Raw genomic sequence first — 22,212 nt, 5'->3', positions numbered from 1 at the left:
CTCAGCGCTTCTCCCACACCGAGGTGTCCCAGCGGTAGGAGTAGGTGGGCCGCCCGGCGATGCTGCTGGTACGGAACGGCTTCCCGCCGTCGTCGACCACCAGCGTGCCGGTGCGGCCCCCGCTGCTCCAGTCCAGCTCCAGGACCCAGCTGACGTCGTGCCCCTCCACGTGCGCCTCGATGTCGAAGACCTCCACATCGCTGGAGGAGACCCGGAACGGGAAGTTCTTCGGCGGAATGGGCCCGTCCGCCTGCATCCCCGCGACCGGGACGAGCGTGGGACGGCTGTCGTCCAGGTCCACCTTGAACGACTGGGGCTCGATGTTGCTGCCGCAGCCCTCGCCCATCGAGAACGCGGAGCGCTGGAGGGGCGCCCGCTGGCTCAGCACCCGCACGCGCAGCGCGTTGAGGACGACGGCCTGCTCCGAGGTGCCCTGCACGGTGACTTCCAGCATCATCGTGCCGCCGTCGACCCCGTCGAGCACCTTCGCCCAGCCCCGTGAGGTCTTCGGGTTGTCCGGCGGCGGCGGAACGCTGCCGGCGTCCTGGTCGACGAGATAGAACTGCCCGCACGGCCCGTCCCAGTTGTACGAGGTGATCGCCGCGGTCGGCGGCCGGCCCGGCTCGCTCCTCGGCTTCCCCGCTCCGGCCCCGCCGCCCGCCGGGGAGGACCCGGAAGGCGTCGCCGGCGGTGACGCGGAGCCGGTGGTCGCCGACGGACTCGGCCGCTTCGAGGCGCTGACCGAGGCGGACGGGCTCTCCGGGCTCTCGGACACGGCGTCCGCCGCCTTGCCGTCCCCCGAGGCCGCGCCACTCGGACGCTCCGCCGCCGTATCGGACCCCGCGTTCCGCCACTGCCCCACCACCACCGCCGTGGGCACGGTGAGCGCGACCACCGCCGCCACCGCGAGCAGCACCCGGGTCCGCCCGGAGGCCCGCCCCCACCGAGAGGCGGCGGGCTCGGCGGCCTCGCGCGTGATCTCGTTCGCCGCCAGGGCCCCGAGAGCCGGTTCAGGTGCGGGGGACTCCGGTGCGGAATCGCGTACGGGCTCCGGCTCGGGCTCCGCCTCCGGCTCAGGCTCCGGCTCCGGACCGGGCGGCCCGGGCTCCGGCACGAGCGGCCCGGCCTCCGGCTCCGGCACGAGCGGCCCGGCCTCCGGATCGGGCGCCTTCCCGGGACCGGAGGCCGGCGCCTCGCCGGAGGCCGCGACCAGGGCCCCGCCCTCCGGCTTCCCTCGGCGCCTCGCCTCGTCGGCCAGGATCCACTGCCGGTGCAGCACCACCAGCTCGTCCGCCCCCGCACGGCACACCCGCGCGAAGCGTTCGACGGGGGCGTAGTCGTGCGGCACCGCCTCCCCGTTGCAGTAGCGGTGGATCGTGGACGTGCTCATGTGCAGCTTCCGGGCGAGCGCTCCATAGCTCAGCCCGGAGCGCTCCTTCAGCCCCCTGAGCGATGCCGCGAACTCCTGGATCTCGGTGCCCACCCCGACCGTTCCTCTCTCCCGCCCTCCCGGAACGGCGTTCCAGGCAGGTGCTGTCGTCGCAGGTCAGAGGGCATGTTTCCGTTCCAGCGTCCCGTACCGGCAGGCAACCGTTGTCCCCTGGTCCAGAGGTCGGACACGATGGTGGAACACGCCGCAGCAAGCACCCCGGCAAGGGCAAGCAGCGCGCCTCGTACACCCACCGACCTGCCCGTCCCCGGGAGCCGCCGTGCGTACTCGTCCTCGACTCAGCCTCACCGACTCAGTGGCCACAGCAGTCCTGATCGCATCTGTCACGACCGTCATCGCTCTGCTGTGGACCCTCTGACCACACGTCATTGTCCAGTACATACGCCGGCTTCCGGTGTGCCAAAGCGGCGCCCCACAACTTCGCGCAACTCGACGAACGGATATCACCTCATGCGTACCACCGCCTTCCTCCGCGCCGCCCGCACCACCGCCCTCGGCGCCGTCGCACTTCTCGCCTCCCTCTCGCTGACGGCCTGCCAGAGCGACGCCCCGGAACCGTACGACGCCCTCGCGTCCGCCACCCCCGGCTCGTCCGCCGGGACCCCGGCCGACGGCTCCGGCTCCTCCGGCGGCAAAGACGCGACCGCGTCGCCCGCCGGCCAGGACAAGAACGACTCCACCGGCTCGGATTCCCGCTCGGGTTCGCACTCCGGTTCCGGCTCGGGCGGCGGCACGTCCACCGCCAAGCCGGCCGGCGGCGACAGCGGCGGCGGCGCGACCACGACAGCCTGCACCGGGGCGAACACCAAGCTGGCCATCACCGAGGTCAAGCGGCCGGTCAACCACATGCTGCTCACACTGACGAACACCGGCTCCAAGGCGTGCAACGCGTACTACTACCCCGCCCTGCGGTTCGGGGAGGCCCAGTCCGTCCCGAAGACCGCGCAGGGCAGCAAGCCCCAGGCCGTGGTGACCCTCGACCCGGGCGAGTCCGCCTACACCGGTGTGATGACGTCGTCCGCCGACGGCAGCGGCTCGAACGGATACAAGACCCAGGACCTGACGGTCGGCTTCCAGAACCGCGACGGCGGCTTCGACGGCACCGGCTCTCCGGTGAGCGTGCCGCTCGCCAGGAGCGTGTACGTGGACAGCACCCTGACGGTCACGTACTGGCAGACCGGCATGGACGACGCGCTCCAGTACTGAGCACCACCACGCACGCAGCACCCCCATCGACCACCGGCACCACCACACACTCCACCAGCACCACCACACACTCCACGGGGAGCACCATCATGCGCAGCAACCGCATCCGCACCACCGTCCTGGCCGCCACCGCCCTGCTCGCCGCGCTCTCGCTGACGGCGTGCAACGGGGACGACGGAGCCGCCGCCGGTCAGCCCGGCGCGGCGGCCTCCCCCGCGGCCTCGGCCGACGCCGACGGCACGGCGAAGCCCTCGGCCGAGGCGACCCCGGCCAAGGACTCCACCGCCGACACGGACACCGAACCGGCCGGCGACGCCAAGCCGAAGGCTCCGGCCGGAACGAAGGCCCCGGCGGGCGGCACGGGCGGCGGCAACGGCGGCGGCAGCACCAGCCCGGTCACCTGCGTCGCCTCCACCACCAAGATCACCGTGACCAAGGTGAGCCGCCCCATCAACCACCTGCTGCTCACCCTCACCAACACGGGCTCCCGCCCCTGCTACGCGTACTACGCCCCCATGCTCCGCTTCGACGACGCGCAGGCGGTGTTCCCGGTCCTCCAGGACAGCAAGCCGCAGGCCGTGGTGACGCTGGAGCCGGGCCAGTCCGCGTACGCCGGCATCGGTCTGACCGGCGAGCCCAACGGCCGGAAGCCGTACAAGAGCGAGCACCTGGGCGTCTTCCTCGCCGACCGGAACAACCAGTCCGAGTCCCACGCCACCGAACTGACGCTCCCCGGCACGACGTACTGGGACGACAACGGCTTCGTCACCTACTGGCAGACCGAGATGGACAACGCCCTGCTCTGAAAAGCCCCCGGTTCCGGGCAGCGTCCGGGAGGCGCGGCCTAGAACTCGACGTCGAACCAGATCCGATGCGTGCCGTCCTCGTCGACGGCGATACCGCCGCCCCCGCTGATCCCGGCGAGGGCGGCGGTCCCGCTCGACGGCACGACCGAGAAGAACTCGTCCCGCCGGTCCGAGCCGGTCGTCGCGGCCGAGTGCACGAAGTTGAAGGTGCCCTCCCGGCCGTCGAGCGCGCCCTCGAAGGACTCCATCGCGACGTACGAGCCGACGCCGGACTCCTGGTCGAACGCGGAGGTGAACAGGGTGGTCGACCGTCCCACGACCCCGCCCTCGAATGCCTTCACGATGGTGGCGACCCCCACCGGAAGGGCCGTGTCGATCGCGGGCTCGGGCTTCAGCTCGGTCGGGGCGAACGAGGTCACGGTGAACGTTCCGGAGATTCGCATGTCCCGATCGTAGGGACCGCCACTGACACCCACCCGAAAACCGCTCGGCCCGCCCGGGGCCGGTCTCCTACCCTCGCGGTCATGGCCATGTTCGTGCATCTGACCCCTGCCGCGTACGCGGACCGCATCCGCCGCACCGGCATCCGGGCCGCCGCGCACGGCCCCGACGGCGGCCGGGGCGTGTACTGCTTCCCGGTCCTGCCCTCGTACACCCTGACCCATCAGTGGCTGCGCGAACTCGCCCGCCACCACGGCCCGCGCGGCCTCGTCGCCGTCCATCTGCGCCTGCCCGACGCCGAGCCCGTCACCGTCGGGCACTACGGCCGCCGGCGCGGCGGAGCACCCACCGGCGTCATCGCGAGCGAGGCCGTCCGCCGGATCGCCGCCCTGGAGGACCCGCGCGGCTGGGAGGTCTTCCTCCCCCGGCCCGTCCCGCGCGGCGAGATCCACCGCGTCCGCGCCGTCCGCCAGGTGACCGGCTGGCGTTACTTCCCCGACGCCCACGGCACCCGCCCGTGCACCTGCACCGGCTGCCGCGTGCGCGGCGAGTACGGCTCGGCCCGGCTGCGCCGGCGCCGCCCCCACCCGCTGGACGGCCCGGCCCCGGCCGTCCCCGTCCTCCTGGAACGGCTCGACGCGGCCCGGGACGCGAACGCCCTGCGCGAGGCGCTGTACTGGTTCGGCTTCCGCCGCCGGGGCCCCCTCGACCGCCTCGCCCCGCTGGCCGGCCACCCCGACCCCGCCGTCCGCGCCGCGCTCGTCCGGGCCGTCGCCCGCTGGGCGACCCCCGGCGTCGACGACCTCCTGCGAAGCCTGGCCGCCGACCCGGACCCGGAGGTGCGCGAGGAGGTCGACTTCACCGGGCGGCGGGCCGACGCCCCGCCCGATGAGGAACCGGCCGACAGGTCCTAGGGCCTTTCGTTCGGATCAGGCTGGATCAGGGAGCGGGGTGTGGTGCGTGGGGCTGCAAGGCGGAGGAGGGCGTCAACGCGGAGCGTTGGCAACCGACGACAACGCCGCAGACACGCGTGCCACACCCCGCGAGCCCAGCATGATCCGAACGAAGGGCCCTAAGCGCGCAGCAACCGCGCCGCCTCCGTCGCCCAGTACGTCAGGATCATCTGGGCGCCCGCGCGGCGGATGCCGGTCAGGCTCTCCAGGATCGCCGCCTCGCGGTCGATCCAGCCCTTCTCGGCGGCGGCCTCGACCATCGCGTACTCGCCGCTGATCTGGTACGCCGCGACCGGCACGTCCACGGAGTCGGCGACCTTGGCGAGGATGTCGAGGTACGGGCCGGCGGGCTTGACCATGACCATGTCGGCGCCCTCGGCCAGGTCCAGCGCCAGTTCGCGCATCGACTCACGGGCGTTGGCCGGGTCCTGCTGGTACGTCTTGCGGTCGCCCCGCAGCGAGGAGCCGACGGCCTCGCGGAACGGGCCGTAGAAGGCGGAGGAGTACTTCACGGTGTACGCGAGGATCGACACGTCCTCGTGCCCGGTCTGGTCGAGGGCGTCGCGGATCACGCCGACCTGGCCGTCCATCATGCCGCTGGGGCCGACCACATGGGCGCCCGCGTCGGCCTGGACCTGGGCCATCTCGGCGTACCGCTCCAGCGTCGCGTCGTTGTCGATGCGGCCGTCGTCGGTGAGCACCCCGCAGTGGCCGTGGTCGGTGTACTCGTCCAGGCACAGGTCGGACATGACGACCAGCTCGTCCCCGACCTCCTCGCGGACCGCGCGCAGCCCCTCCTGGAGGATGCCGTCCGGGTCGGTGCCCGCCGTGCCCCGGCCGTCCTTCTTCTCGTCCAGCGGTACACCGAACAGCATGATCCCCGAGACACCGGCCGCGACCGCGTCGACCGCGGCCTTCCGCAGGGTGTCCAGGGTGTGCTGCTGGACCCCGGGCATGGCCGAGATCGGCACCGGGGCGTCGATGCCCTCGCGCACGAACGCGGGCAGGATCAGGTTCGCCGGGTCGAGCCGTGTCTCGGCGACCATCCGCCGCATCACGGGGGTCGTCCGCAGCCGACGGGGCCGCGAGCCGGGGAAGTTTCCGTACACAGTCATCCTTCGAGACTAGACCCGTACACATCACGCTCTTACCGACACCCGTGCCGGGAAAAGCACCGGGAAACGCGCCGGGGCCCGGCCGCCTCACATGGAGGCGGCCGGGCCCCGTACCCGCTCGGATCCGGTCAGGTCGTCGTACGACGCCTGCGCGCGCCCGGACGGCGCTCGCTCGGCCGGGTCACCGGGTCCCCGGCCTCCTTGGCCGCGTCCCGGCGCCGCGCGCCGAACTCCGCCAGGGCCTCGGCCAGCTTGTGCACCGACGGCTCCGGGGAGAGGACGTCCACGCGCAGCCCGTGCTCCTCGGCGGTCTTCGCCGTGGCCGGGCCGATGCACGCGATGACGGTCACGTTGTGCGGCTTGCCCGCGATGCCGACCAGGTTGCGCACCGTGGAGGACGAGGTGAAGAGCACCGCGTCGAAACCGCCGCCCTTGATCGCCTCCCGGGTCTCGGCCGGCGGCGGCGAGGCGCGGACCGTGCGGTACGCGGTCACGTCGTCGACCTCCCAGCCCAGCTCGATGAGCCCGGCCACCAGGGTCTCGGTGGCGATGTCGGCCCGGGGCAGGAAAACCCGGTCGATCGGGTCGAAGACGGGGTCGTACGGCGGCCAGTCCTCCAGCAGACCCGCGGCGGACTGCTCGCCCGAGGGCACCAGGTCCGGCTTCACACCGAAGTCGACCAGGGCCTTCGCGGTCTGCTCACCGACCGCGGCGACCTTGATCCCGGCGAAGGCACGGGCGTCGAGCCCGTACTCCTCGAACTTCTCCCGGACGGCCTTCACGGCGTTGACGCTGGTGAAGGCGATCCACTCGTAGCGGCCGGTGACCAGGCCCTTGACCGCGCGCTCCATCTGCTGGGGCGTACGCGGCGGCTCGACCGCGATCGTCGGGACCTCGTGCGGCACGGCGCCGTAGGAACGCAGCTGGTCGGAGAGCGACGCGGCCTGCTCCTTCGTCCGCGGCACGAGCACCTTCCAGCCGAACATCGGCTTCGACTCGAACCATGCCAGCTGGTCGCGCTGGGCCGCGGAGCTGCGCTCCCCGACCACGGCTATGACGGGCTGGTGCCCGTCCGGCGACGGCAGCACCTTGCCCTGCTTGAAGACCTGGGCGACCGTGCCGAGCGTCGCCGTCCAGGTGCGCTGGCGCGTCGTCGTCCCGGCGGCGGTCACGGTCAGCGGGGTGTCGGGCTTGCGGCCCGCCGAGACCAGCTCGCCCGCGGCCGCGGCCACGGCGTCGAGCGAGGTCGAGATGACGCACGTCGCGTCGCTCGCCCCGACCTCGGCCCAGCAGCGGTCCGTGGCGGTCCGGGCGTCCACGAAGCGGACGTCCGTGCCCTGCGCGTCCCGCAGCGGCACCCCGGCGTACGCCGGCACGCCCACGGCGTTGGCGACGCCCGGCACCACCTCGAAGGGGATGCCGGCGGCGGCGCAGGCCAGCATCTCGGAGCCCGCGTTCCCGTCCAGGCCGGGATCGCCCGCGACGGCACGCACGACCCGCCTGCCGCCCTTCGCGGCCTCCATGACAAGATTGGCGGCGTCCCTGAGAACGGGAACCCCGGCGGCTGTTGACTGCGCGTCAACAACCGCCAGCTCAGGGGTGCTCACCCCTGCCCTCGCATGGCAGCGAACGACCCCGAGGACGTCCGGCTCGGCGACAAGGACGTCCGCGCTCGCCAGCGCCTCGACGGCGCGCAGTGTCAGCAGTCCCGGATCGCCGGGACCGGCGCCGAGGAAGGTGACGTGCCCTGCGGACAGGACCGGGAAATCGGATGCGGCGGGGCCGGTGGGGCTCACTGTGCTCGCTCCCCCATAAGACCGGCCGCACCCTTGGCGAGCATCTCGGCCGCGAGTTCGCGACCGAGGGCCGCCGCGTCGTCGTGCGACGTGGGGACGGGACCGGTGGTGGACAGCTGCACCAGCGAGGAACCGTCGGTACAACCGACGACCCCGCGCAGGCGCAGTTCGTTGACAGCCTGACCGTCGGCCAGGAGGTCGGCCAGCGCACCCACGGGTGCGGAGCAGCCGGCCTCCAGGGCGGCGAGCAGGGCACGCTCGGCGGTCACGGCGGCCCGGGTGTACGGGTCGTCGAGCTCCGCGAGCGCGGCGGCGAGGTCGGCGCCGGCGGCAGCGCACTCGATCGCCAGTGCTCCCTGGCCGGGAGCGGGCAGAACGGTGTCGACCGACAGGAAGTCGGTCACCTCACCGCTCCGTCCGAGACGGCTGAGCCCGGCCGCGGCGAGTACCACCGCGTCCAGCTCCCCGCTTCGTACGAATCCGATACGCGTATCGACGTTCCCCCGCACCGGCACGGTCTCGATCTCCATGCCGTGGCTGCGGGCGTACGCGTTGAGCTGCGCCATGCGGCGCGGCGAGCCGGTGCCGATCCGGGCCCCGGCCGGCAGCTGCTCGAAGGTCAGCCCGTCCCGGGCCACCAGCGCGTCGCGCGGGTCCTCGCGCACCGGCACCGCGGCCAGCACCAGGCCCTCGGTCGGCGCGGTCGGCAGGTCCTTGAGCGAGTGGACGGCGAAGTCCACCTCGCCGCGCAGCAGCGCGTCGCGCAGCGCGGCGACGAACACGCCGGTCCCGCCGATCTGCGCGAGGTGCTCGCGGGAGGTGTCCCCGTACGTGGTGATCTCGACGAGTTCCACGGCGCGGCCGGTCACCTCGCGGACCGCGTCGGCCACCATGCCGGACTGCGCCATGGCGAGCTTGCTGCGCCGGGTCCCCAGCCTCAGCGGCCGGGTGCCCCCCGCGCCCAGGGGTGAGTTGTCGGTCATGACCGCCCTCGATTCGGGTCGTTCAGGTCTGCCCGGGAGACGGCGGCGACCGTCTGCGGGTCGAGGTCGAAGAGTTCGCGCAGCGCGTCCGCGTACCCGGCGCCGCCGGGCTCGCTGGCGAGCTGCTTGACCCGCACGGTGGGCGCGTGCAGGAGCTTGTCGACGACGCGGCGCACGGTCTGCGCGATCTCCGCGCGCTGCTTCTCGTCCAGGTCGGGGAGGCGGCCGTCCAGCCGGGCGATCTCGCCCGCGACCACACCGGCGGCCATCGTGCGCAGCGCGACGACGGTCGGGGTGATGTGGGCGGCGCGCTGGGCGGCGCCGAACGCGGCGACCTCCTCGGCCACGATGGTGCGCACCTGGTCCACATCGGCGGCCATCGGGGCGTCGGCGGACGCCTCGGCGAGCGACTCGATGTCGACGAGGCGCACACCGTCGAGGCGGGCGGCGCCGCCGTCGATGTCGCGCGGCATCGCGAGGTCCAGCAGGGCCAGGCGCACCGGCCCGGCGGACTGGGCGGGCACGGTCACCCGGCGCACGGCGCGGGCCTGCGCGGTCGCGGTGGCGGAGCCGTTCTCCACCCAGGCGGCGTGCTGCTCGTCCGCGGCGGCGGGCGCCGCCGGGGCCGGGACGGGGGCGGCGGGCGCCTCCCGCTCGGGGACGACGTCGACCCCGAGCGCACCGGCGACGGCCTCGGCGGTGAGCACCAGACCGGTGGCGCCGGTGCAGGAGACCACGATGTCGGCACGTGTCAGTTCACCGGGGACCTCGGTCATCGCGACCGCGCGGGCCGTGACTCCGGTGCCGTCGGCCTGGCCCAGGATCTCGACCAGCCGGTCGGCGCGGGCCCGGGTGCGGTTGGCGACGACGACCTCGGCGACACCGGTGCGGGCCAGGGTCGCGGCGGCCAGCGAGGACATCGAGCCGGCGCCGATGACCAGGGCGCGCTTGCCCCGCGCCCAGGCGGCGGGGTCGCGCCCCTCGGCGAGCTGTTCCAGACCGAAGGTGACCAGGGACTGTCCGGCCCGGTCGATCCCGGTCTCGCTGTGGGCGCGCTTGCCGACCCGCAGGGCCTGCTGGAACAGGTCGTTCAGCAGCCGCCCGGCGGTGTGGAGCTCCTGCCCCAGCGCCAGCGCGTCCTTGATCTGGCCGAGGATCTGGCCCTCGCCCACGACCATCGAGTCCAGTCCGCAGGCCACCGAGAACAGGTGGTGGACGGCCCGGTCCTCGTAGTGCACATAGAGATACGGGGTCAGCTCGTCCAGCCCCACGCCGCTGTGCTGGGCGAGGAGGGTGGACAGCTCGGCGACGCCCGCGTGGAACTTGTCCACGTCGGCGTAGAGCTCGATGCGGTTGCAGGTGGCGAGGACGGCCGCCTCGGCCGCGGGCTCCGCGGCGAGCGTGTCCTGGAGCAGCTTGGCCCGGCTGTCGTCGGTCAGCGAGGCCCGCTCCAGTACGGAGACGGGGGCGCTGCGGTGGCTCAGTCCCACGACGAGGAGGCTCATGCCGGCATCACGGCGGGCATGTCCCCGTCGGGTCCCTTCCGGCCGGCGGTGGTGGCGCGCACGGGCGGCGCGGCCGGGTCCAGACCGCCGTCGACGGCCTCCTCACCGGACTTGCGCTGCTCGTGGAAGGCGAGGATCTGCAGCTCGATGGAGAGGTCGACCTTGCGCACGTCGACGCCCTCGGGCACGGAGAGCACCGTCGGGGCGAAGTTGAGGATGGAGGTCACGCCCGCGGCGACGAGCCGGTCGCAGACCTGCTGGGCGGCGCCGGGCGGGGTGGTGATCACCCCGATCGACACGCCGTTCTCGCTGATGATGCGGTCGAGCTCGTCCGCGTGCTGGACGGGGATACCGGCGACCGGCGTGCCGGTGAGCGCCGGGTCGGCGTCGATCAGGGCGGCGACCCGGAAGCCGCGCGAGGCGAAACCGCCGTAGTTGGCGAGGGCCGCGCCGAGGTTGCCGATGCCGACGATGGCGACCGGCCAGTCCTGGGTGAGGCCGAGCTCACGGGAGATCTGGTAGACGAGGTACTCGACGTCGTAGCCGACGCCGCGCGTGCCGTACGAACCGAGATAGCTGAAGTCCTTGCGCAGCTTCGCGGAGTTGACCCCGGCCGCCGCGGCGAGCTCCTCGGAGGAGACCGTGGGGACCGAACGCTCGGAGAGCGCGGTCAGCGCGCGGAGATACAGCGGAAGTCGGGCGACGGTGGCCTCGGGAATTCCTCGGCTACGGGTCGCCGGTCGGTGATTTCGGCCAGTTGCCACGGTGCTCCTGCGGGATGAGCGGGGCTGCAGGCGGCCGTATGTCCCAAGACCGCCCCGTCGAATGCAGGCTATGTCTTTGTGAACGCGTGCACAAAGATTGTGTCCGTTTTGTCCGGTCAAAGTGACCGGGGTCACGCACGCACGTCGCGCGATCCAGGAACCATGGATCGCATCAGCCCGTTGCAGGCCCGAAGGGGGCAAAGCGGAACACACTCCTCACAGCCACGCCCCCGAGACCACTCAAAACGCCCACGATGGTAACCGCGTTTGACTCAGGAAAGCAGCGCGCTGCGCAGTCTCGCCGGGTCCACGCGCCAGAACGTGTGCTGTTCGTTATCAACCAGCACCACGGGGATCTGCTCCCAGTACGCCCGGTACAGCTCCTCGTCCCCCGTGATGTCCTTCTCCTCCCAGGACGCCCCGGTCTCCTCGCAGACCGCCCGCACCACCTCGCGGGCGTCGTCGCACAGATGGCACCCGGGCTTCCCGACCAGGGTCACCACCCGCTCGGCGGGCTTCTTCTTCGTACGGCGCAGCAGCGGACTCATACCCCTCATTCTGCGCCGTCGCCGGGCCGTCCCCGGTTTCGGCCGGTCCCTGCGCAATCGCCCGTTTAACGTCTCCGCCGTCGAGAGTTCACGCCGCCGCATCCCGGCAGGTCGGGATCGGGCGGGACGAATGGCTATGCTCACCGGCATGGCCGCTCTTGGATGGCTCACCCCCCGCCGGCGCTCCGCGACAGCACGGAGCGTGCTGGCGGGCGAGGCAGCAGCAGAGGCAGCACGGCAGTCCTCGCTCACGGACACCGGGGAACCCACCGCCGAAACCCCGGCCGAGGAGCCCGACTTCCCCGTCGTCGGCGACGACCGGGCGGCGGCCTTCTTCGACCTCGACAACACCGTCATGCAGGGCGCCGCGCTCTTCCACTTCGGCCGGGGGCTCTACAAGCGGAAGTTCTTCGAGCGCCGCGAGCTGACCCGGTTCGCCTGGCAGCAGGCGTGGTTCCGGCTGGCCGGCGTCGAGGATCCCGAGCACATGCAGGACGCCCGCGAGAGCGCCCTGTCCATCGTCAAGGGCCACCGGGTCTCGGAGCTGATGTCCATCGGCGAGGAGATCTACGACGAGTACATGGCCGACCGCATCTGGCCCGGCACCCGCGCCCTCGCCCAGGCCCACCTCGACGCCGGCCAGAAGGTCTGGCTGGTCACCGCCGCCCCGGTGGAGACCGCCACGATCATCGCCCGCCGGCTCGGCCTGACCGGGGCCCTGGGAACCGTCGCCGAATCGGTCGACGGCGTCTACACCGGCCGCCTGGTCGGCGAACCGCTGCACGGACCGGCCAAGGCCGAGGCGGTGCGCGCGCTGGCCGCCGCCGAGGGCCTGGACCTCGCCCGCTGCGCCGCGTACAGCGATTCGCACAACGACATCCCGATGCTCTCCCTGGTCGGACACCCGTACGCGATCAACCCCGACGCCAAGCTCCGCAAGCACGCGCGCGCCCGGGAGTGGCGGCTGCGCGACTACCGGACCGGCCGCAAGGCCGCCAAGGTCGGCATCCCCGCCGCGGCCGGCGTCGGCGCCCTGGCCGGCGGCACCGCCGCCGCCGTCGCCCTGCACCGCCGCCGTCGCTGATCCCTCTCCCCCCGCGCCCCGGGCCGCGCCCGGGGCGGGACACCGATCCGGGAGTCCGTACCCCGATACGGCCCCGGCCAGTCGGCCTGTCCCGACCCGGGCACAACCCGTCGTGACCGCAGGCAGATCCGTAAGTAATTCGATCAACAACCGATCACGATGTGCTACTTGATGCGTCGAATAGTCGCTACAGAAGCGACGTAATCGGTGATTTGAGCAACTGGGTGTAGCACTGCCTGTACGAAGCGTTATTCTCCTCAGACGCATTCCGGAACCTTTCCCTCACTACGACAAGTGACGGTTCCGCACTGAACGTGATGGAAGCTCTGCCTCTGGGAGTCCCGTGTACCCACACGTCGGGGTTGACGCCTCGGGCCTGGCTACGCTGCGCGCATCGGTCGCCGACCGTCTGCGCGGCTTCGTCCCCACCGCGTACGCCGTCCCCGCCTTCGCCACCCCTGCACCTGTCGGCCCTTGCTATGCCATGGCCGAGCGCGGTGCGGCGGTCGGAAGACGCGGCAACCGCGGCACGACGGCCACGGCCGCGTCGACGTCCGCCACCGTCCGCCGGCCCACCGCCGACAGCGACAGCGCGCGCATGATGGATCTCGTCGAGCGCGCCCAGGCCGGCGAGGCCGACGCTTTCGGCCGCCTCTACGACCAGTACAGCGACACCGTGTACCGCTACATCTACTACCGGGTCGGCGGCAAGGCGACGGCGGAGGACCTCACCAGCGAGACGTTCCTGCGCGCCCTGCGGCGCATCTCCACCTTCACCTGGCAGGGCCGCGACTTCGGCGCCTGGCTCGTCACCATCGCGCGCAACCTGGTCGCCGACCACTTCAAGTCCAGCCGCTTCCGGCTGGAGGTCACCACCGGCGAGATGCTCGACGCCAACGAGGTCGAGCGCAGCCCCGAGGACTCCGTCCTCGAATCCCTCTCCAACGCCGCCCTGCTCCAGGCCGTGCGCCGCCTCAACCCCCAGCAGCAGGAGTGCGTGACCCTGCGCTTCCTCCAAGGGCTCTCGGTCGCCGAGACCGCGCGCGTGATGGGGAAGAACGAGGGCGCGATCAAGACCCTCCAGTACCGCGCCGTGCGCACCCTGGCCCGGCTTCTTCCGGACGATGCCCGCTGACCCCTTGACCGCCCCCGCCGCCCCGGACACCCCGGCCATCGTCACTCCCCGAAACAGCCCCTTCACGCACTGGTCCGATCATCCTTCGTGCGTAACCCAAGTGCCGCGCCGCTCGTTGTGCGGGTTGCAGGCCCCCTGTCGTCACGCCCTGTCCGCCGACGCTCACTCGTTCGTGTGGAAGCGCTCAAGGTGTGCAACCTTCCGGACCAGCAGGGGAGTCGACCGTCATGACGAGAGGAGGTGCCGCCAGTGATCGCAAACGTCTCGGCACACCGGCGGGCGAACGCCTTCGCCCAGGCCCTGGAGGAGCAGTCGCTCCACGGTGCGGCGGCCGTACAGTCCGAGGACCCGGCCGAACAGGCCGCTCCGGAAGAGCTGTTGGCCCTGGCGAACGGCCTCGGTGAGCTGCCCAAGCCGCAGTTGGACCCCGACGTCAAAGTGGTGCAGCGAGCCCAGCTCGTCGCCGCCATGGAGACCATGTTCGCCGGGGGCGGTGCGTCCGCGGACCCTACCGTGCCCGAACAACGGGGCAGGGGCGCCCACCGGGCCTCCCCGCTCCGCAAGCTGCGCCCGAGATCGCGCTGGACCAAGGGACTGGCCGCCGGCGGCCTCACCGTGGGTGTGGCGGCGGGCGCCTTCGGCGGAGTGGCCGCTGCCAGCTCCGACGCCCTCCCCGGTGACTCCCTCTACGGCCTGAAGCGCGGCATGGAGGACATCCACCTCGGCCTGGCCAACGGCGACACGGACCGAGGCGAGGTCTACCTCGACCAGGCGTCCACCCGCCTCGGCGAGGCCCGCCGCCTCATGGAGCGCGCCCGCTCCGGCCACCTCGACCACGAGCAGCTCGGCGAGATCCGGCGCACCCTCAACCGCATGACGCACGACGCCACCGAGGGCCACCGCCTGCTCCACTCCGCCTACGAGCGGGACGGCAAGATCGGCCCCATCCAGACCCTGGACTCCTTCTCCCGCTCCCACCGCGCCACCTGGAGCAGCCTCCGCGACCGCCTCCCGGTCCAGCTGACCGACGTCGGCAACGAGGTGAGTTCGGTCTTCGCGGCCATAGACGAAGAGGTCGGCCCGCTCCAGTCGCTGCTCCCCCGCGCACCCGAGCGCAGCGGGACGGCACGCGACTCCGGCACCGACGGCACCGGCGCGGCCCCCTCCTCCCGGACGGACACCCCGCCGTCCGCCGCACCCGAGGACGGCCACCGGTCCGGCACGGGCGCCACCAGCGCCTCGCCCCGCCCCTCGGACACCGGCAGCACCCCGGCGGAGGGACTGATCGCCGGCGGCACCGACGGTCTGCTCAACCCCCCGTCCGACAGCGGCACCGCCCCGTCCGGCACCACCCCGAGCACCCCGCCCACCCCGGACATCACCCTGCCTCCGCTCCTCCCGGGGCTCATCGGCGGCCTCGGGATCGACGCCCAGGACGACAGGGACTGACCCGGCCCGGCGGCCGGTGCTGGCGGTCGGTGTTCTCCCCGCGAAGGACCTTCGCTAGAAGAACACCGACCGCCGCTGCACCAGCAGCCTGTACAGCGTGTGCTGGATCTGCTCCCGCACCTGATCCGTCAGGTTGAACATCAGCATCGGATCCTCCGCCGCCTCCAGCGGATAGCCGTCCGTGGCGATCGGCTCGCCGAACTGGATCGTCCACTTCGTCGGCAGCGGCACCGCCCCCAGCGGCCCCAGCCACGGGAACGTCGGCGTGATCGGGAAGTACGGGAAGCCGAGCAGCCGGGCCAGCGTCTTCGCGTTCCCGATCATCGGGTAGATCTCCTCGGCACCCACGATCGAGCAGGGCACGATCGGCACCCCCGCACGCAGCGCCGTCGACACGAACCCGCCGCGCCCGAAGCGCTGGAGCTTGTACCGCTCGCCGAACGGCTTCCCGATGCCCTTGAAGCCCTCCGGCATCACCCCGACGACCTCGCCCTGCCGCAGCAGCCGCTCCGCGTCCTCCGCACAGGCCAGCGTGTGACCGGCCTTGCGGGCCAGCTCGTTGACCACCGGCAGCATGAAGACCAGATCCGCGGCGAGCAGCCGCAGATGGCGCCCCGCCGGATGGTTGTCGTGCACCGCGACCTGGAGCATCAGCCCGTCGAGCGGCAGCGTCCCGGAGTGGTTGGAGACGAGCAGCGCCCCGCCCTCCGACGGGATGTTCTCGATGCCCTTCACCTCGACCCGGAAGTACTTCTCGTACACCGGCCGCAGCATCGACATCAGGACCTGGTCGGTCAGCTCCTCGTCGTAACCGAACTCGTCGACCTCGTACTCACCGGTGACCCGCCGCCGCAGGAACGCCAGTCCGCTCGCGATCCGCCGCTCCCAGCCGCCGTCACCGCCGGGAGCCTCCGCGGCCCTCCCGGGCTCCGGGGACGGCCTCGCCCCCGCCTGCTGCCCCGGCAGGGCGCTCACCGAGCCCGTGCCGTGTCCCTGGGCCCTCCTGCGTCCGGCCCGTGGCACGCCTCCGGACCGCGAACGGTCGTCGTCGAACGGAATGACCTTGGCATCCGCCATCGTCGTGCGCTCCTCTACCTCGCGCCGGGGGTCGGGTCCGTGGTGCCGTCCGGCCCGGCGATCCGCGCGGCCCCGCCGGCACCCCGGGACCCCTCGGCCAACACGGCGAGCCGGTCCACGGCCCGGCCCACCCTCTCGGGCGGCAGCAGCCCCGGACCCCGGCCCGCCACGAACGCGGCGAAGGTCTCCGCCGTGGAGAACCTCGGCCGGAAGCCCAGCGTCTCGCGCATCTGCACCGTGGAGACCACCCTGCCATGCGTCAGCAGCCGGATCTGCTCCGCCGAGAAGTCCGTCATGCCGGCCGTACGCAGCGCCTGGCCGACCCAGGTGACCGCTGGCAGCGGCACCGGCAGCGTGGGCCGCCCCAGCCGCCGCGCGCACTGCGAGAGCAGCAGCACCCCGTCCCCCGCGATGTTGAACGTCCCGCTGTTCAGCGTCCCGCGCCGCGCCTCGCCGGCCGCGATCCCCAGGACGTCGATCACATCGTCCTCGTGGACGAACTGGAGCCGGGGGTCGTACCCGAACACCGTCGGCAGCACCGGCAGCGACAGATAGTCGGCCAGCGGCGAATCGGGGTCGGGTCCCAGGATGTTCGCGAACCGCAGCACGCACACGGCCACGTCCGGCCGGCGGCGCGCGAAGCCCCGTACGTACCCCTCGACCTCCACCGCGTCCTTCGCGAATCCGCCGCCCGGCAGGGATTTGGGCGGGGTCGTCTCGTGGAAGACCGCGGGATCGCGGGGCGCCGAACCGTAGACGCTGGTCGTGGACTTGACCACCAGCCGCCGCACCGACGGCGACTTCTGGCAGACGCCGAGCAGCTGCATCGTGCCGATGACGTTGGTCTCCTTGACCGCGGTACGCCCCTGCGCCCCGAGCGCCGTGCCGCTGACGTCCAGATGGACGACCGTGTCCACGCCGTGCTCGGCCAGCACCCGGCCGATCGCCGGGCGGCGGATGTCCGCGCGGACGAAGACGGCGTCGTCCAGCCGGTGGCCGGGCTCGACCGCGTCCACCGCGATCACCCGGTCGACACCCGGATCCCGCTGGACGCGCCGCACGAAGCGGCCCCCCAGCTGCCGGGCCGCTCCCGTGACGAGCACGACCTTCCCCACGATCAGCGCCTTCCGTCGGTCTCCCGTGCGGGAGGAGTCCAGGCCCCCCAGGACGTCACCGTAGCGGGTGGACACCCCCCGCACACAGCACCGCAGCCCTCCCGCCGGATCGGCGGAAGGGCTGCGGTGGACACGAACGGCGTTCGCTTACTTCTTGTTGCGACGCTGAACGCGCGTGCGCTTGAGCAGCTTGCGGTGCTTCTTCTTGGCCATCCGCTTGCGCCGCTTCTTGATAACAGAGCCCACGACTACCCTCGCTCACTTCTTCTTCACTGGTGCGGGGCGTCTGGGCCCACACGACCTACGTCGGCCTAGCCTACCCGCCACCGCGTGAGGGACGTAATCCGAGGGGAAACGTCAGGCGGACGCTACCCCCACGAAGGACTCGCGGAGATACTCGTGAACCGCTTGCTCCGGCACCCGGAAGGACCTGCCCACCCGGATCGCCGGCAGATGACCGCTGTGCACCAAGCGGTACACGGTCATCTTCGACACTCGCATGACCGAGGCGACTTCCGCCACGGTCAGAAACTTGACCTCGTTCAGAGGCCTCTCGCTGTCAGCAGCCATGACCCACCTGTACCTTCCGCACCGGACGCGCACCGGCTTCCCCTCCGGTGACTCTTCGTCGTTGTGCGCTCACTCCCCAGATTAGGGGCGGGTGATGCGAGTGGGGAAGAGGAGAGACGATCGGCCGCCTACTGTGACAGACACGCCCGATTGAGTACATAGCGCGTCAGCGGCAGGTAGTACGCCGAGCGCACCGCGTCGTCGAGCGGAACGGCCACCGCCACCCGCCCCTCGGCCTCCCCGACGAACAGCGCGGGATCGTCCGTATCGGCCAGCCCGATCGCCTCGATACCGAGCTGACCTGCTCCGCAGACCCATCCGTGGTCCCCCACCACCAGCTCCGGCAGCGGCCCTCCGGCGTCCGCCGCGGCGGCCAGCGCCACCCTGAGGGGCAGCGGTGAATGGGTGTGTGCGCCGGTGCCACCACCGGGCACCCGCGCGCCGGGTTCGCGCACCAGCGCGACTCCCCGTACGTAGTCGAGGTTGTACGTGCGTACGCCGAACCGGGTCGTTATGTCGATACATCGCCCCTGCGCCGGGGTGAGGACGGGACACCCCGCCGCCGACAACGCGTCTGCCAGCGCTGCGTAGAAACCGAGCAGCCGGTGCGGGTGCCCGGTCCCGAACAGCACCGGCGAACGCCGGGCCGCGGCCCGCCCCAACCGCCCCGCGAACGCCTCCAGACCGGCCACGGTCCGCTCCGGATCGATCACATCGGGACCCGAGACGTACGACGGATCGTCCGACACCCCGCACCGCTCGGCCATCAGCCGTAACAGCTCCCGCTCGCCCCACTCGCCGCCGGGCCTCAGCCCGAGCGTGACCCTGGGGTCCCCGGCCGCGAACAGCCGATAGCTCCGCAGACTCGTCTCCCGCGAGGTGGCCACGGGCCCGGCCAGCCGGGCCGCCAGCAGATGCGCACGCAGCGCTCCGGTGCTCAACACCCTGCCGATGCTGCCCCAACCGCGCGGACCGGGGACCAAAACCCGTAGTGCGCCCCACAGTTGGCGTAATCACGCCCCCGCGCGCCCCCGGCCCCGAGGCCACGGGGCGTCAGGTCAGCAGCCCCCGCAGCGGATACGCCGCGCGCCGGGCCGCCAGCACCGCCTGGTCCAGCCGGTCCGCCGGGTCGTACCCCTCCTCCCAGGGCTTCCACACCGGCACCCGCCCGTCCGTCATCCGGGCCGGCCCGAGCTGCCGCGTCCGCGCGTACACCTCGTCCCGCCAGGACGACGGAATCACCGTCTCCGGATCCACCGGGGCATGCGCGGCGATCCCCACCAGATGTGTCCAGGAACGCGGCACCACGTCCACCACCGCGTACCCCCCGCCGCCGAGGGCCACCCACCGCCCGTTCTCCGCGTAGGCGTGCGCGAAGTCGTGGCAGGCGTCCATCACGGCCCGCTGCGCGTCGAGCGTGACCGCCAGATGCGCCAGCGGGTCCTCGAAGTGCGTGTCCGCCCCGTGCTGGGTCACCAGGACCTGCGGCCGGAAGTCCGCCAGCAGCTCCGGCACCACCGCGTGGAAGGCCCGCAGCCACCCGCCGTCCCCCGTACCGGCCGGCAGCGCCACATTGACCGCACCGCCCTCCCCCGCCCCCGCACCGGTCTCCTCCGGCCAGCCGGTGTGCGGGAACAGCGTCCGCGGATGCTCGTGCAGCGAGATCGTGAGGACCCGGGGGTCCTCCCAGAACGCCGCCTGCACCCCGTCCCCGTGGTGCACGTCGACGTCGACGTACGCGACCCGCTCCGCGCCCAGCTCCAGCAGCCGGGCGATGGCGAGCGCGGGGTCGTTGTAGATGCAGAACCCGGCCGCGCCGCCGGGCATCGCGTGGTGGAGGCCGCCGGTGAAGTTCACGGCGTGCGCGGTCCCGCCCCGCCAGACGGCCTCGGCCGCGGCCACGGATTGCCCGGCGATCAGCGCCGACACCTCGTGCATGCCCGTGAACGCCGGATCGTCCACGGTCCCCAGCCCGTAGCCCTGGTCGGCCGAGCGGGGATCGGCGGACGCGGCCCGGACCGCCTCCAGGTAGTCGGAGCGGTGCACGAGCCGCAGCGTGGACTCCCCGGCGGGCTTCCCCGCGACCACGTCCACCGCCCGGTCCAGGCCGAAAGCCCGCACCAGGCTCATCGTCAGGGCGAGCCTGACCGGGTCCATCGGGTGCGAGTCCCCGAAGTCGTATCCCGTTACTGCGTCATCCCACATCAACTGTGCGCGGCCGCTCATGCCCGCCACCGTATCGGGCGGGCTCCGCGCCGAACGACTTGGCGTACACGAGCGTCGCGAGCACCAGCACCATGGGCACGAGCATCGCCCCCCGGTAGCTCCACGCGTCCCCGAGCGCCCCGACGAGCGGGGAGCCGACGAGGAAGCCCACGTAGTTGAAGATGTTCAGCCGCGCGATCGCCACATCGCTCGCCCCGGGGAACATCCGCCCGGCGGCGGCGAAGGTCTGCGGCACGATCACGCAGAGCCCGAGCCCCAGCATGGTGAACCCGAGCATCCCCACCCAGGCCCCGCCGGCCATGGCCACCACCGCGAACCCGGCGGCCGCCAGCACGCTCCCGGCCCGCACCACGGCCACGGCCCCGAACCGCCGCACCCCGAAGTCCCCCACGGCCCGCCCGAGCAGCGTCGTCACCATGTAGACGTTGTACGGGACGGTCGACATCTGCTCCGAGCTGCCCAGCACGTCCTGGAGGTACTTGGCACTCCAGTTGGAGACCGTCGAGTCCCCGATGTACGCGAAGCACATCACCAGGCAGAGCGGCATCAGCAGCGTGAAGGAGACGGACGCGGCCCCGGCCGTCCCCCGCTCCTCCCCGGCCCCGTCCCGCGTCCCCTCGTTCCCGTCCGCGTACCACCGGCTCCCGACGAACGCGGCGGGCAGCAGCAGGACGACCACGGGGAGGTACGAGACCAGCAGCGACAGATCCCAGTGGGCGCCGGCCCACGCCAGGGAGGCCCCGACGATCCCGCCGAGGCTGTACGCGGCGTGGAAGCCCAGCATGATGGAACGGCCGTACGCCCGCTGGAGGCTGACGCCCATCATGTTCATCGAGGCGTCCAGGGCACCGACGGACAGCCCGAACACCCCGAGCGCCAGCGCGGCCTCCCACACCCGGTTCCCGGCCCCGACGCCGAGCAGGGCGAGCAGGACGACGGGCTGCGCCCACCGCAGGACGATCCGGGGCTCCACCCGTGCGACCACCTTCTCGGTGACCACACTGCCCACCCCGGCCAGGATCGGGACGGCGGCCAGGAAGACGGGCAGCAGCCCGTCGGATATCCCGTAGCGGTCCTGGATGGCGGGTATCCGCGTCACGAGGAGCGCGAAGGTGACGCCCTGCACGAAGAAGCTCCACGCGAGGGAGGCTCTGCCGTGCCGCATACGTGCATCTGTCATGGGCGCGAGCGTAGGGCCAGTTTCTACCCGTGGGTAGACGCGTCAGGCGAGCAATTCCCGGAGCTGTCCCATGTCGGAGAAATGCCCGTTCACCCCGGCCAGCCGGTCCGCCGGCATCATCGAGGTGAACCCGTACACGTCCATGCCCGCGGCCTTGGCGGCCTCCACCCCGAGCGGGCTGTCCTCGATGACGACACAGCGCTCGGGGCTCACCCCCATCCGCTCGGCGGCGTACAGGAACAGGTCGGGCGCGGGCTTCCCCCGGCCGACGTCCTCGGAGCTGAAGATCCAGTCGTCCTCGAACCACTGGTCGAGTCCCGTCTTGCGGTGTCCGACGCGGATGCGCTCGTGGCTTCCGGAGGACGCGACGCAGTACCGGACCCCGTCGGCGACGAGCTTCCCCAGCAGCTCGTCGACCCCGGGAACGGGCTCCAGCTCCTCCCGGAACGCCGCGAAGACCCGGGCGTGGAAGGCGTCGTCGAAGTCGGGCGGCAGTTTCTCACCACCGCGTTCCGCCACGAGGTCGTGCACCCGGTGCATGGCAGCCCCCATGTAGTCGCGGAGGGACTGCTGGTACGTGGTCGGGTGCCCCAGCTCCGTGAGGTAGGCGGCGAGGATGGTGTTGGAGATCGGCTCGCTGTCCACGAGCACACCGTCGTTGTCGAAGATGACCAAGTCGTAGCGCATGGCACGACCTTAAGCGCTCAAAACGCAAATGAGCCCCGTGCCACAAGGGCACGGGGCTCATTCACAATGATTGTTCGGCGGCGTCCTACTCTCCCACAGGGTCCCCCCTGCAGTACCATCGG

22 protein-coding genes are annotated in these 22,212 nt (G+C 72.2%); 6 read left to right on the top strand and 16 right to left on the bottom strand.

What is annotated here, in order from left to right:
• Position 1 precedes the first annotated feature (1 nt).
• Positions 2-1,483 carry a helix-turn-helix domain-containing protein gene (locus ACWCXC_RS19100; RefSeq protein ID WP_450890012.1) on the bottom strand — a complete coding sequence of 494 codons (1,482 nt, stop codon included), beginning with the start codon at positions 1,481-1,483 and terminating at the stop codon, positions 2-4.
• A 417-nt stretch (positions 1,484-1,900) separates the two neighbouring features.
• Between ACWCXC_RS19100 and ACWCXC_RS19095 the strand changes: the two genes are divergently transcribed.
• Positions 1,901-2,656: a DUF4232 domain-containing protein gene (locus ACWCXC_RS19095; protein WP_450890011.1), complete on the top strand. Its 756-nt coding sequence runs from the start codon at positions 1,901-1,903 to the stop codon at positions 2,654-2,656.
• 89 nt (positions 2,657-2,745) lie between these two features.
• Positions 2,746-3,462 carry a DUF4232 domain-containing protein gene (locus ACWCXC_RS19090; protein WP_450682526.1) on the top strand — a complete coding sequence of 239 codons (717 nt, stop codon included), beginning with the start codon at positions 2,746-2,748 and terminating at the stop codon, positions 3,460-3,462.
• A gap of 38 nt (positions 3,463-3,500) precedes the next feature.
• Here the strand turns inward: ACWCXC_RS19090 and ACWCXC_RS19085 are convergent, their stop codons facing one another.
• Positions 3,501-3,905, bottom strand: a complete 405-nt coding sequence (locus ACWCXC_RS19085) for a DUF3224 domain-containing protein (RefSeq protein WP_450890010.1) — start codon at positions 3,903-3,905, stop codon at positions 3,501-3,503.
• An 81-nt stretch (positions 3,906-3,986) separates the two neighbouring features.
• On the opposite strand from ACWCXC_RS19085, the gene ACWCXC_RS19080 reads away from it, so the two are divergent.
• Entirely contained in the window at positions 3,987-4,817 is an 831-nt protein-coding gene (locus ACWCXC_RS19080; protein ID WP_450890009.1) for a HEAT repeat domain-containing protein, read from the top strand.
• 158 nt (positions 4,818-4,975) lie between these two features.
• Here the strand turns inward: ACWCXC_RS19080 and hemB are convergent, their stop codons facing one another.
• From hemB to ACWCXC_RS19050, 6 genes are all read right to left on the bottom strand, one after another.
• Positions 4,976-5,971: a porphobilinogen synthase gene (gene hemB, locus ACWCXC_RS19075; RefSeq protein ID WP_450685674.1), complete on the bottom strand. Its 996-nt coding sequence runs from the start codon at positions 5,969-5,971 to the stop codon at positions 4,976-4,978.
• Between the two features lie 128 nt (positions 5,972-6,099).
• Positions 6,100-7,767: a uroporphyrinogen-III synthase gene (locus ACWCXC_RS19070; protein ID WP_450685673.1), complete on the bottom strand. Its 1,668-nt coding sequence runs from the start codon at positions 7,765-7,767 to the stop codon at positions 6,100-6,102.
• Positions 7,764-8,750 (bottom strand): hydroxymethylbilane synthase, encoded by a 987-nt coding sequence (hemC, locus tag ACWCXC_RS19065; RefSeq protein ID WP_450685672.1) that lies wholly within the window; start codon positions 8,748-8,750, stop codon positions 7,764-7,766. The genes ACWCXC_RS19070 and hemC overlap by 4 nt, the downstream gene beginning before the upstream one ends.
• Positions 8,747-10,255: a glutamyl-tRNA reductase gene (locus ACWCXC_RS19060; RefSeq protein ID WP_450890007.1), complete on the bottom strand. Its 1,509-nt coding sequence runs from the start codon at positions 10,253-10,255 to the stop codon at positions 8,747-8,749. The genes hemC and ACWCXC_RS19060 overlap by 4 nt, the downstream gene beginning before the upstream one ends.
• Entirely contained in the window at positions 10,252-11,019 is a 768-nt protein-coding gene (locus ACWCXC_RS19055) for a redox-sensing transcriptional repressor Rex (RefSeq protein WP_450685670.1), read from the bottom strand. The genes ACWCXC_RS19060 and ACWCXC_RS19055 overlap by 4 nt, the downstream gene beginning before the upstream one ends.
• A 272-nt stretch (positions 11,020-11,291) precedes the next feature.
• The gene (locus ACWCXC_RS19050) at positions 11,292-11,567 is read right to left on the bottom strand and encodes a glutaredoxin family protein (RefSeq protein WP_385112693.1); all 276 of its coding nucleotides are present in this window, start codon (positions 11,565-11,567) and stop codon (positions 11,292-11,294) included.
• 148 nt (positions 11,568-11,715) lie between these two features.
• Between ACWCXC_RS19050 and ACWCXC_RS19045 the strand changes: the two genes are divergently transcribed.
• The 3 genes from ACWCXC_RS19045 to ACWCXC_RS19035 all read left to right on the top strand — a co-directional run bounded on the left by ACWCXC_RS19045 (position 11,716) and on the right by ACWCXC_RS19035 (position 15,235).
• Complete coding sequence (locus tag ACWCXC_RS19045; protein WP_450685669.1) at positions 11,716-12,651, top strand: HAD family hydrolase; 936 nt, start codon at positions 11,716-11,718, stop codon at positions 12,649-12,651.
• Between the two features lie 343 nt (positions 12,652-12,994).
• The gene (locus tag ACWCXC_RS19040) at positions 12,995-13,786 is read left to right on the top strand and encodes an ECF subfamily RNA polymerase sigma factor, BldN family (protein WP_450890004.1); all 792 of its coding nucleotides are present in this window, start codon (positions 12,995-12,997) and stop codon (positions 13,784-13,786) included.
• 249 nt (positions 13,787-14,035) lie between these two features.
• A complete protein-coding gene (locus ACWCXC_RS19035; protein WP_450685667.1) occupies positions 14,036-15,235 on the top strand; it encodes a DUF5667 domain-containing protein in 1,200 nt (399 codons plus the stop codon).
• 54 nt (positions 15,236-15,289) lie between these two features.
• On the opposite strand, the gene ACWCXC_RS19030 is transcribed toward ACWCXC_RS19035, so the two are convergent.
• The 8 genes from ACWCXC_RS19030 to ACWCXC_RS18995 all read right to left on the bottom strand — a co-directional run bounded on the left by ACWCXC_RS19030 (position 15,290) and on the right by ACWCXC_RS18995 (position 22,090).
• Complete coding sequence (locus tag ACWCXC_RS19030; protein WP_450890001.1) at positions 15,290-16,312, bottom strand: lysophospholipid acyltransferase family protein; 1,023 nt, start codon at positions 16,310-16,312, stop codon at positions 15,290-15,292.
• A 14-nt stretch (positions 16,313-16,326) separates the two neighbouring features.
• Positions 16,327-17,427: an NAD-dependent epimerase/dehydratase family protein gene (locus tag ACWCXC_RS19025; protein ID WP_450889999.1), complete on the bottom strand. Its 1,101-nt coding sequence runs from the start codon at positions 17,425-17,427 to the stop codon at positions 16,327-16,329.
• Positions 17,428-17,574: 147 nt separating this feature from the next.
• On the bottom strand, positions 17,575-17,673 hold the full coding sequence (locus ACWCXC_RS19020; RefSeq protein WP_003948845.1) for a 30S ribosomal protein bS22: 99 nt from the start codon (positions 17,671-17,673) through the stop codon (positions 17,575-17,577).
• 111 nt (positions 17,674-17,784) lie between these two features.
• Positions 17,785-17,997 (bottom strand): helix-turn-helix domain-containing protein, encoded by a 213-nt coding sequence (locus ACWCXC_RS19015; protein WP_018525026.1) that lies wholly within the window; start codon positions 17,995-17,997, stop codon positions 17,785-17,787.
• Positions 17,998-18,125: 128 nt separating this feature from the next.
• Complete coding sequence (locus tag ACWCXC_RS19010; RefSeq protein ID WP_450685665.1) at positions 18,126-18,941, bottom strand: phosphatase; 816 nt, start codon at positions 18,939-18,941, stop codon at positions 18,126-18,128.
• Positions 18,942-19,050: 109 nt separating this feature from the next.
• Complete coding sequence (locus tag ACWCXC_RS19005; protein WP_450889996.1) at positions 19,051-20,223, bottom strand: acetoin utilization protein AcuC; 1,173 nt, start codon at positions 20,221-20,223, stop codon at positions 19,051-19,053.
• Positions 20,192-21,403, bottom strand: coding sequence for an MFS transporter (locus ACWCXC_RS19000; RefSeq protein ID WP_450889994.1), 1,212 nt, complete (start codon positions 21,401-21,403; stop codon positions 20,192-20,194). The genes ACWCXC_RS19005 and ACWCXC_RS19000 overlap by 32 nt, the downstream gene beginning before the upstream one ends.
• Positions 21,404-21,445: 42 nt before the next feature.
• Positions 21,446-22,090 carry an HAD family hydrolase gene (locus ACWCXC_RS18995; RefSeq protein WP_450685662.1) on the bottom strand — a complete coding sequence of 215 codons (645 nt, stop codon included), beginning with the start codon at positions 22,088-22,090 and terminating at the stop codon, positions 21,446-21,448.
• Positions 22,091-22,212: the final 122 nt, after the last annotated feature.

It is taken from the genome of Streptomyces sp. NPDC001515, from assembly GCF_053597115.1.
This window is presented reverse-complemented; position numbering and strand designations above follow the sequence as displayed.

Bases quoted from the DNA above. Each gene is read 5' to 3' on its own strand.
- ACWCXC_RS19095 (WP_450890011.1), top strand. From the start codon at position 1,901: ATGCGTACCACCGCCTTCCTCCGCGCCGCCCGCACCACCGCCCTCGGC.
- ACWCXC_RS19090 (WP_450682526.1), top strand. From the start codon at position 2,746: ATGCGCAGCAACCGCATCCGCACCACCGTCCTGGCCGCCACCGCCCTG.
- ACWCXC_RS19085 (WP_450890010.1), bottom strand. From the start codon at position 3,905: ATGCGAATCTCCGGAACGTTCACCGTGACCTCGTTCGCCCCGACCGAG.
- ACWCXC_RS19080 (WP_450890009.1), top strand. From the start codon at position 3,987: ATGGCCATGTTCGTGCATCTGACCCCTGCCGCGTACGCGGACCGCATC.
- hemB (WP_450685674.1), bottom strand. From the start codon at position 5,971: ATGACTGTGTACGGAAACTTCCCCGGCTCGCGGCCCCGTCGGCTGCGG.
- hemC (WP_450685672.1), bottom strand. From the start codon at position 8,750: ATGACCGACAACTCACCCCTGGGCGCGGGGGGCACCCGGCCGCTGAGG.
- ACWCXC_RS19060 (WP_450890007.1), bottom strand. From the start codon at position 10,255: ATGAGCCTCCTCGTCGTGGGACTGAGCCACCGCAGCGCCCCCGTCTCC.
- ACWCXC_RS19050 (WP_385112693.1), bottom strand. From the start codon at position 11,567: ATGAGTCCGCTGCTGCGCCGTACGAAGAAGAAGCCCGCCGAGCGGGTG.
- ACWCXC_RS19045 (WP_450685669.1), top strand. From the start codon at position 11,716: ATGGCCGCTCTTGGATGGCTCACCCCCCGCCGGCGCTCCGCGACAGCA.
- ACWCXC_RS19030 (WP_450890001.1), bottom strand. From the start codon at position 16,312: ATGGCGGATGCCAAGGTCATTCCGTTCGACGACGACCGTTCGCGGTCC.
- ACWCXC_RS19015 (WP_018525026.1), bottom strand. From the start codon at position 17,997: ATGGCTGCTGACAGCGAGAGGCCTCTGAACGAGGTCAAGTTTCTGACC.
- ACWCXC_RS19005 (WP_450889996.1), bottom strand. From the start codon at position 20,223: ATGAGCGGCCGCGCACAGTTGATGTGGGATGACGCAGTAACGGGATAC.
- ACWCXC_RS19000 (WP_450889994.1), bottom strand. From the start codon at position 21,403: ATGACAGATGCACGTATGCGGCACGGCAGAGCCTCCCTCGCGTGGAGC.
- ACWCXC_RS18995 (WP_450685662.1), bottom strand. From the start codon at position 22,090: ATGCGCTACGACTTGGTCATCTTCGACAACGACGGTGTGCTCGTGGAC.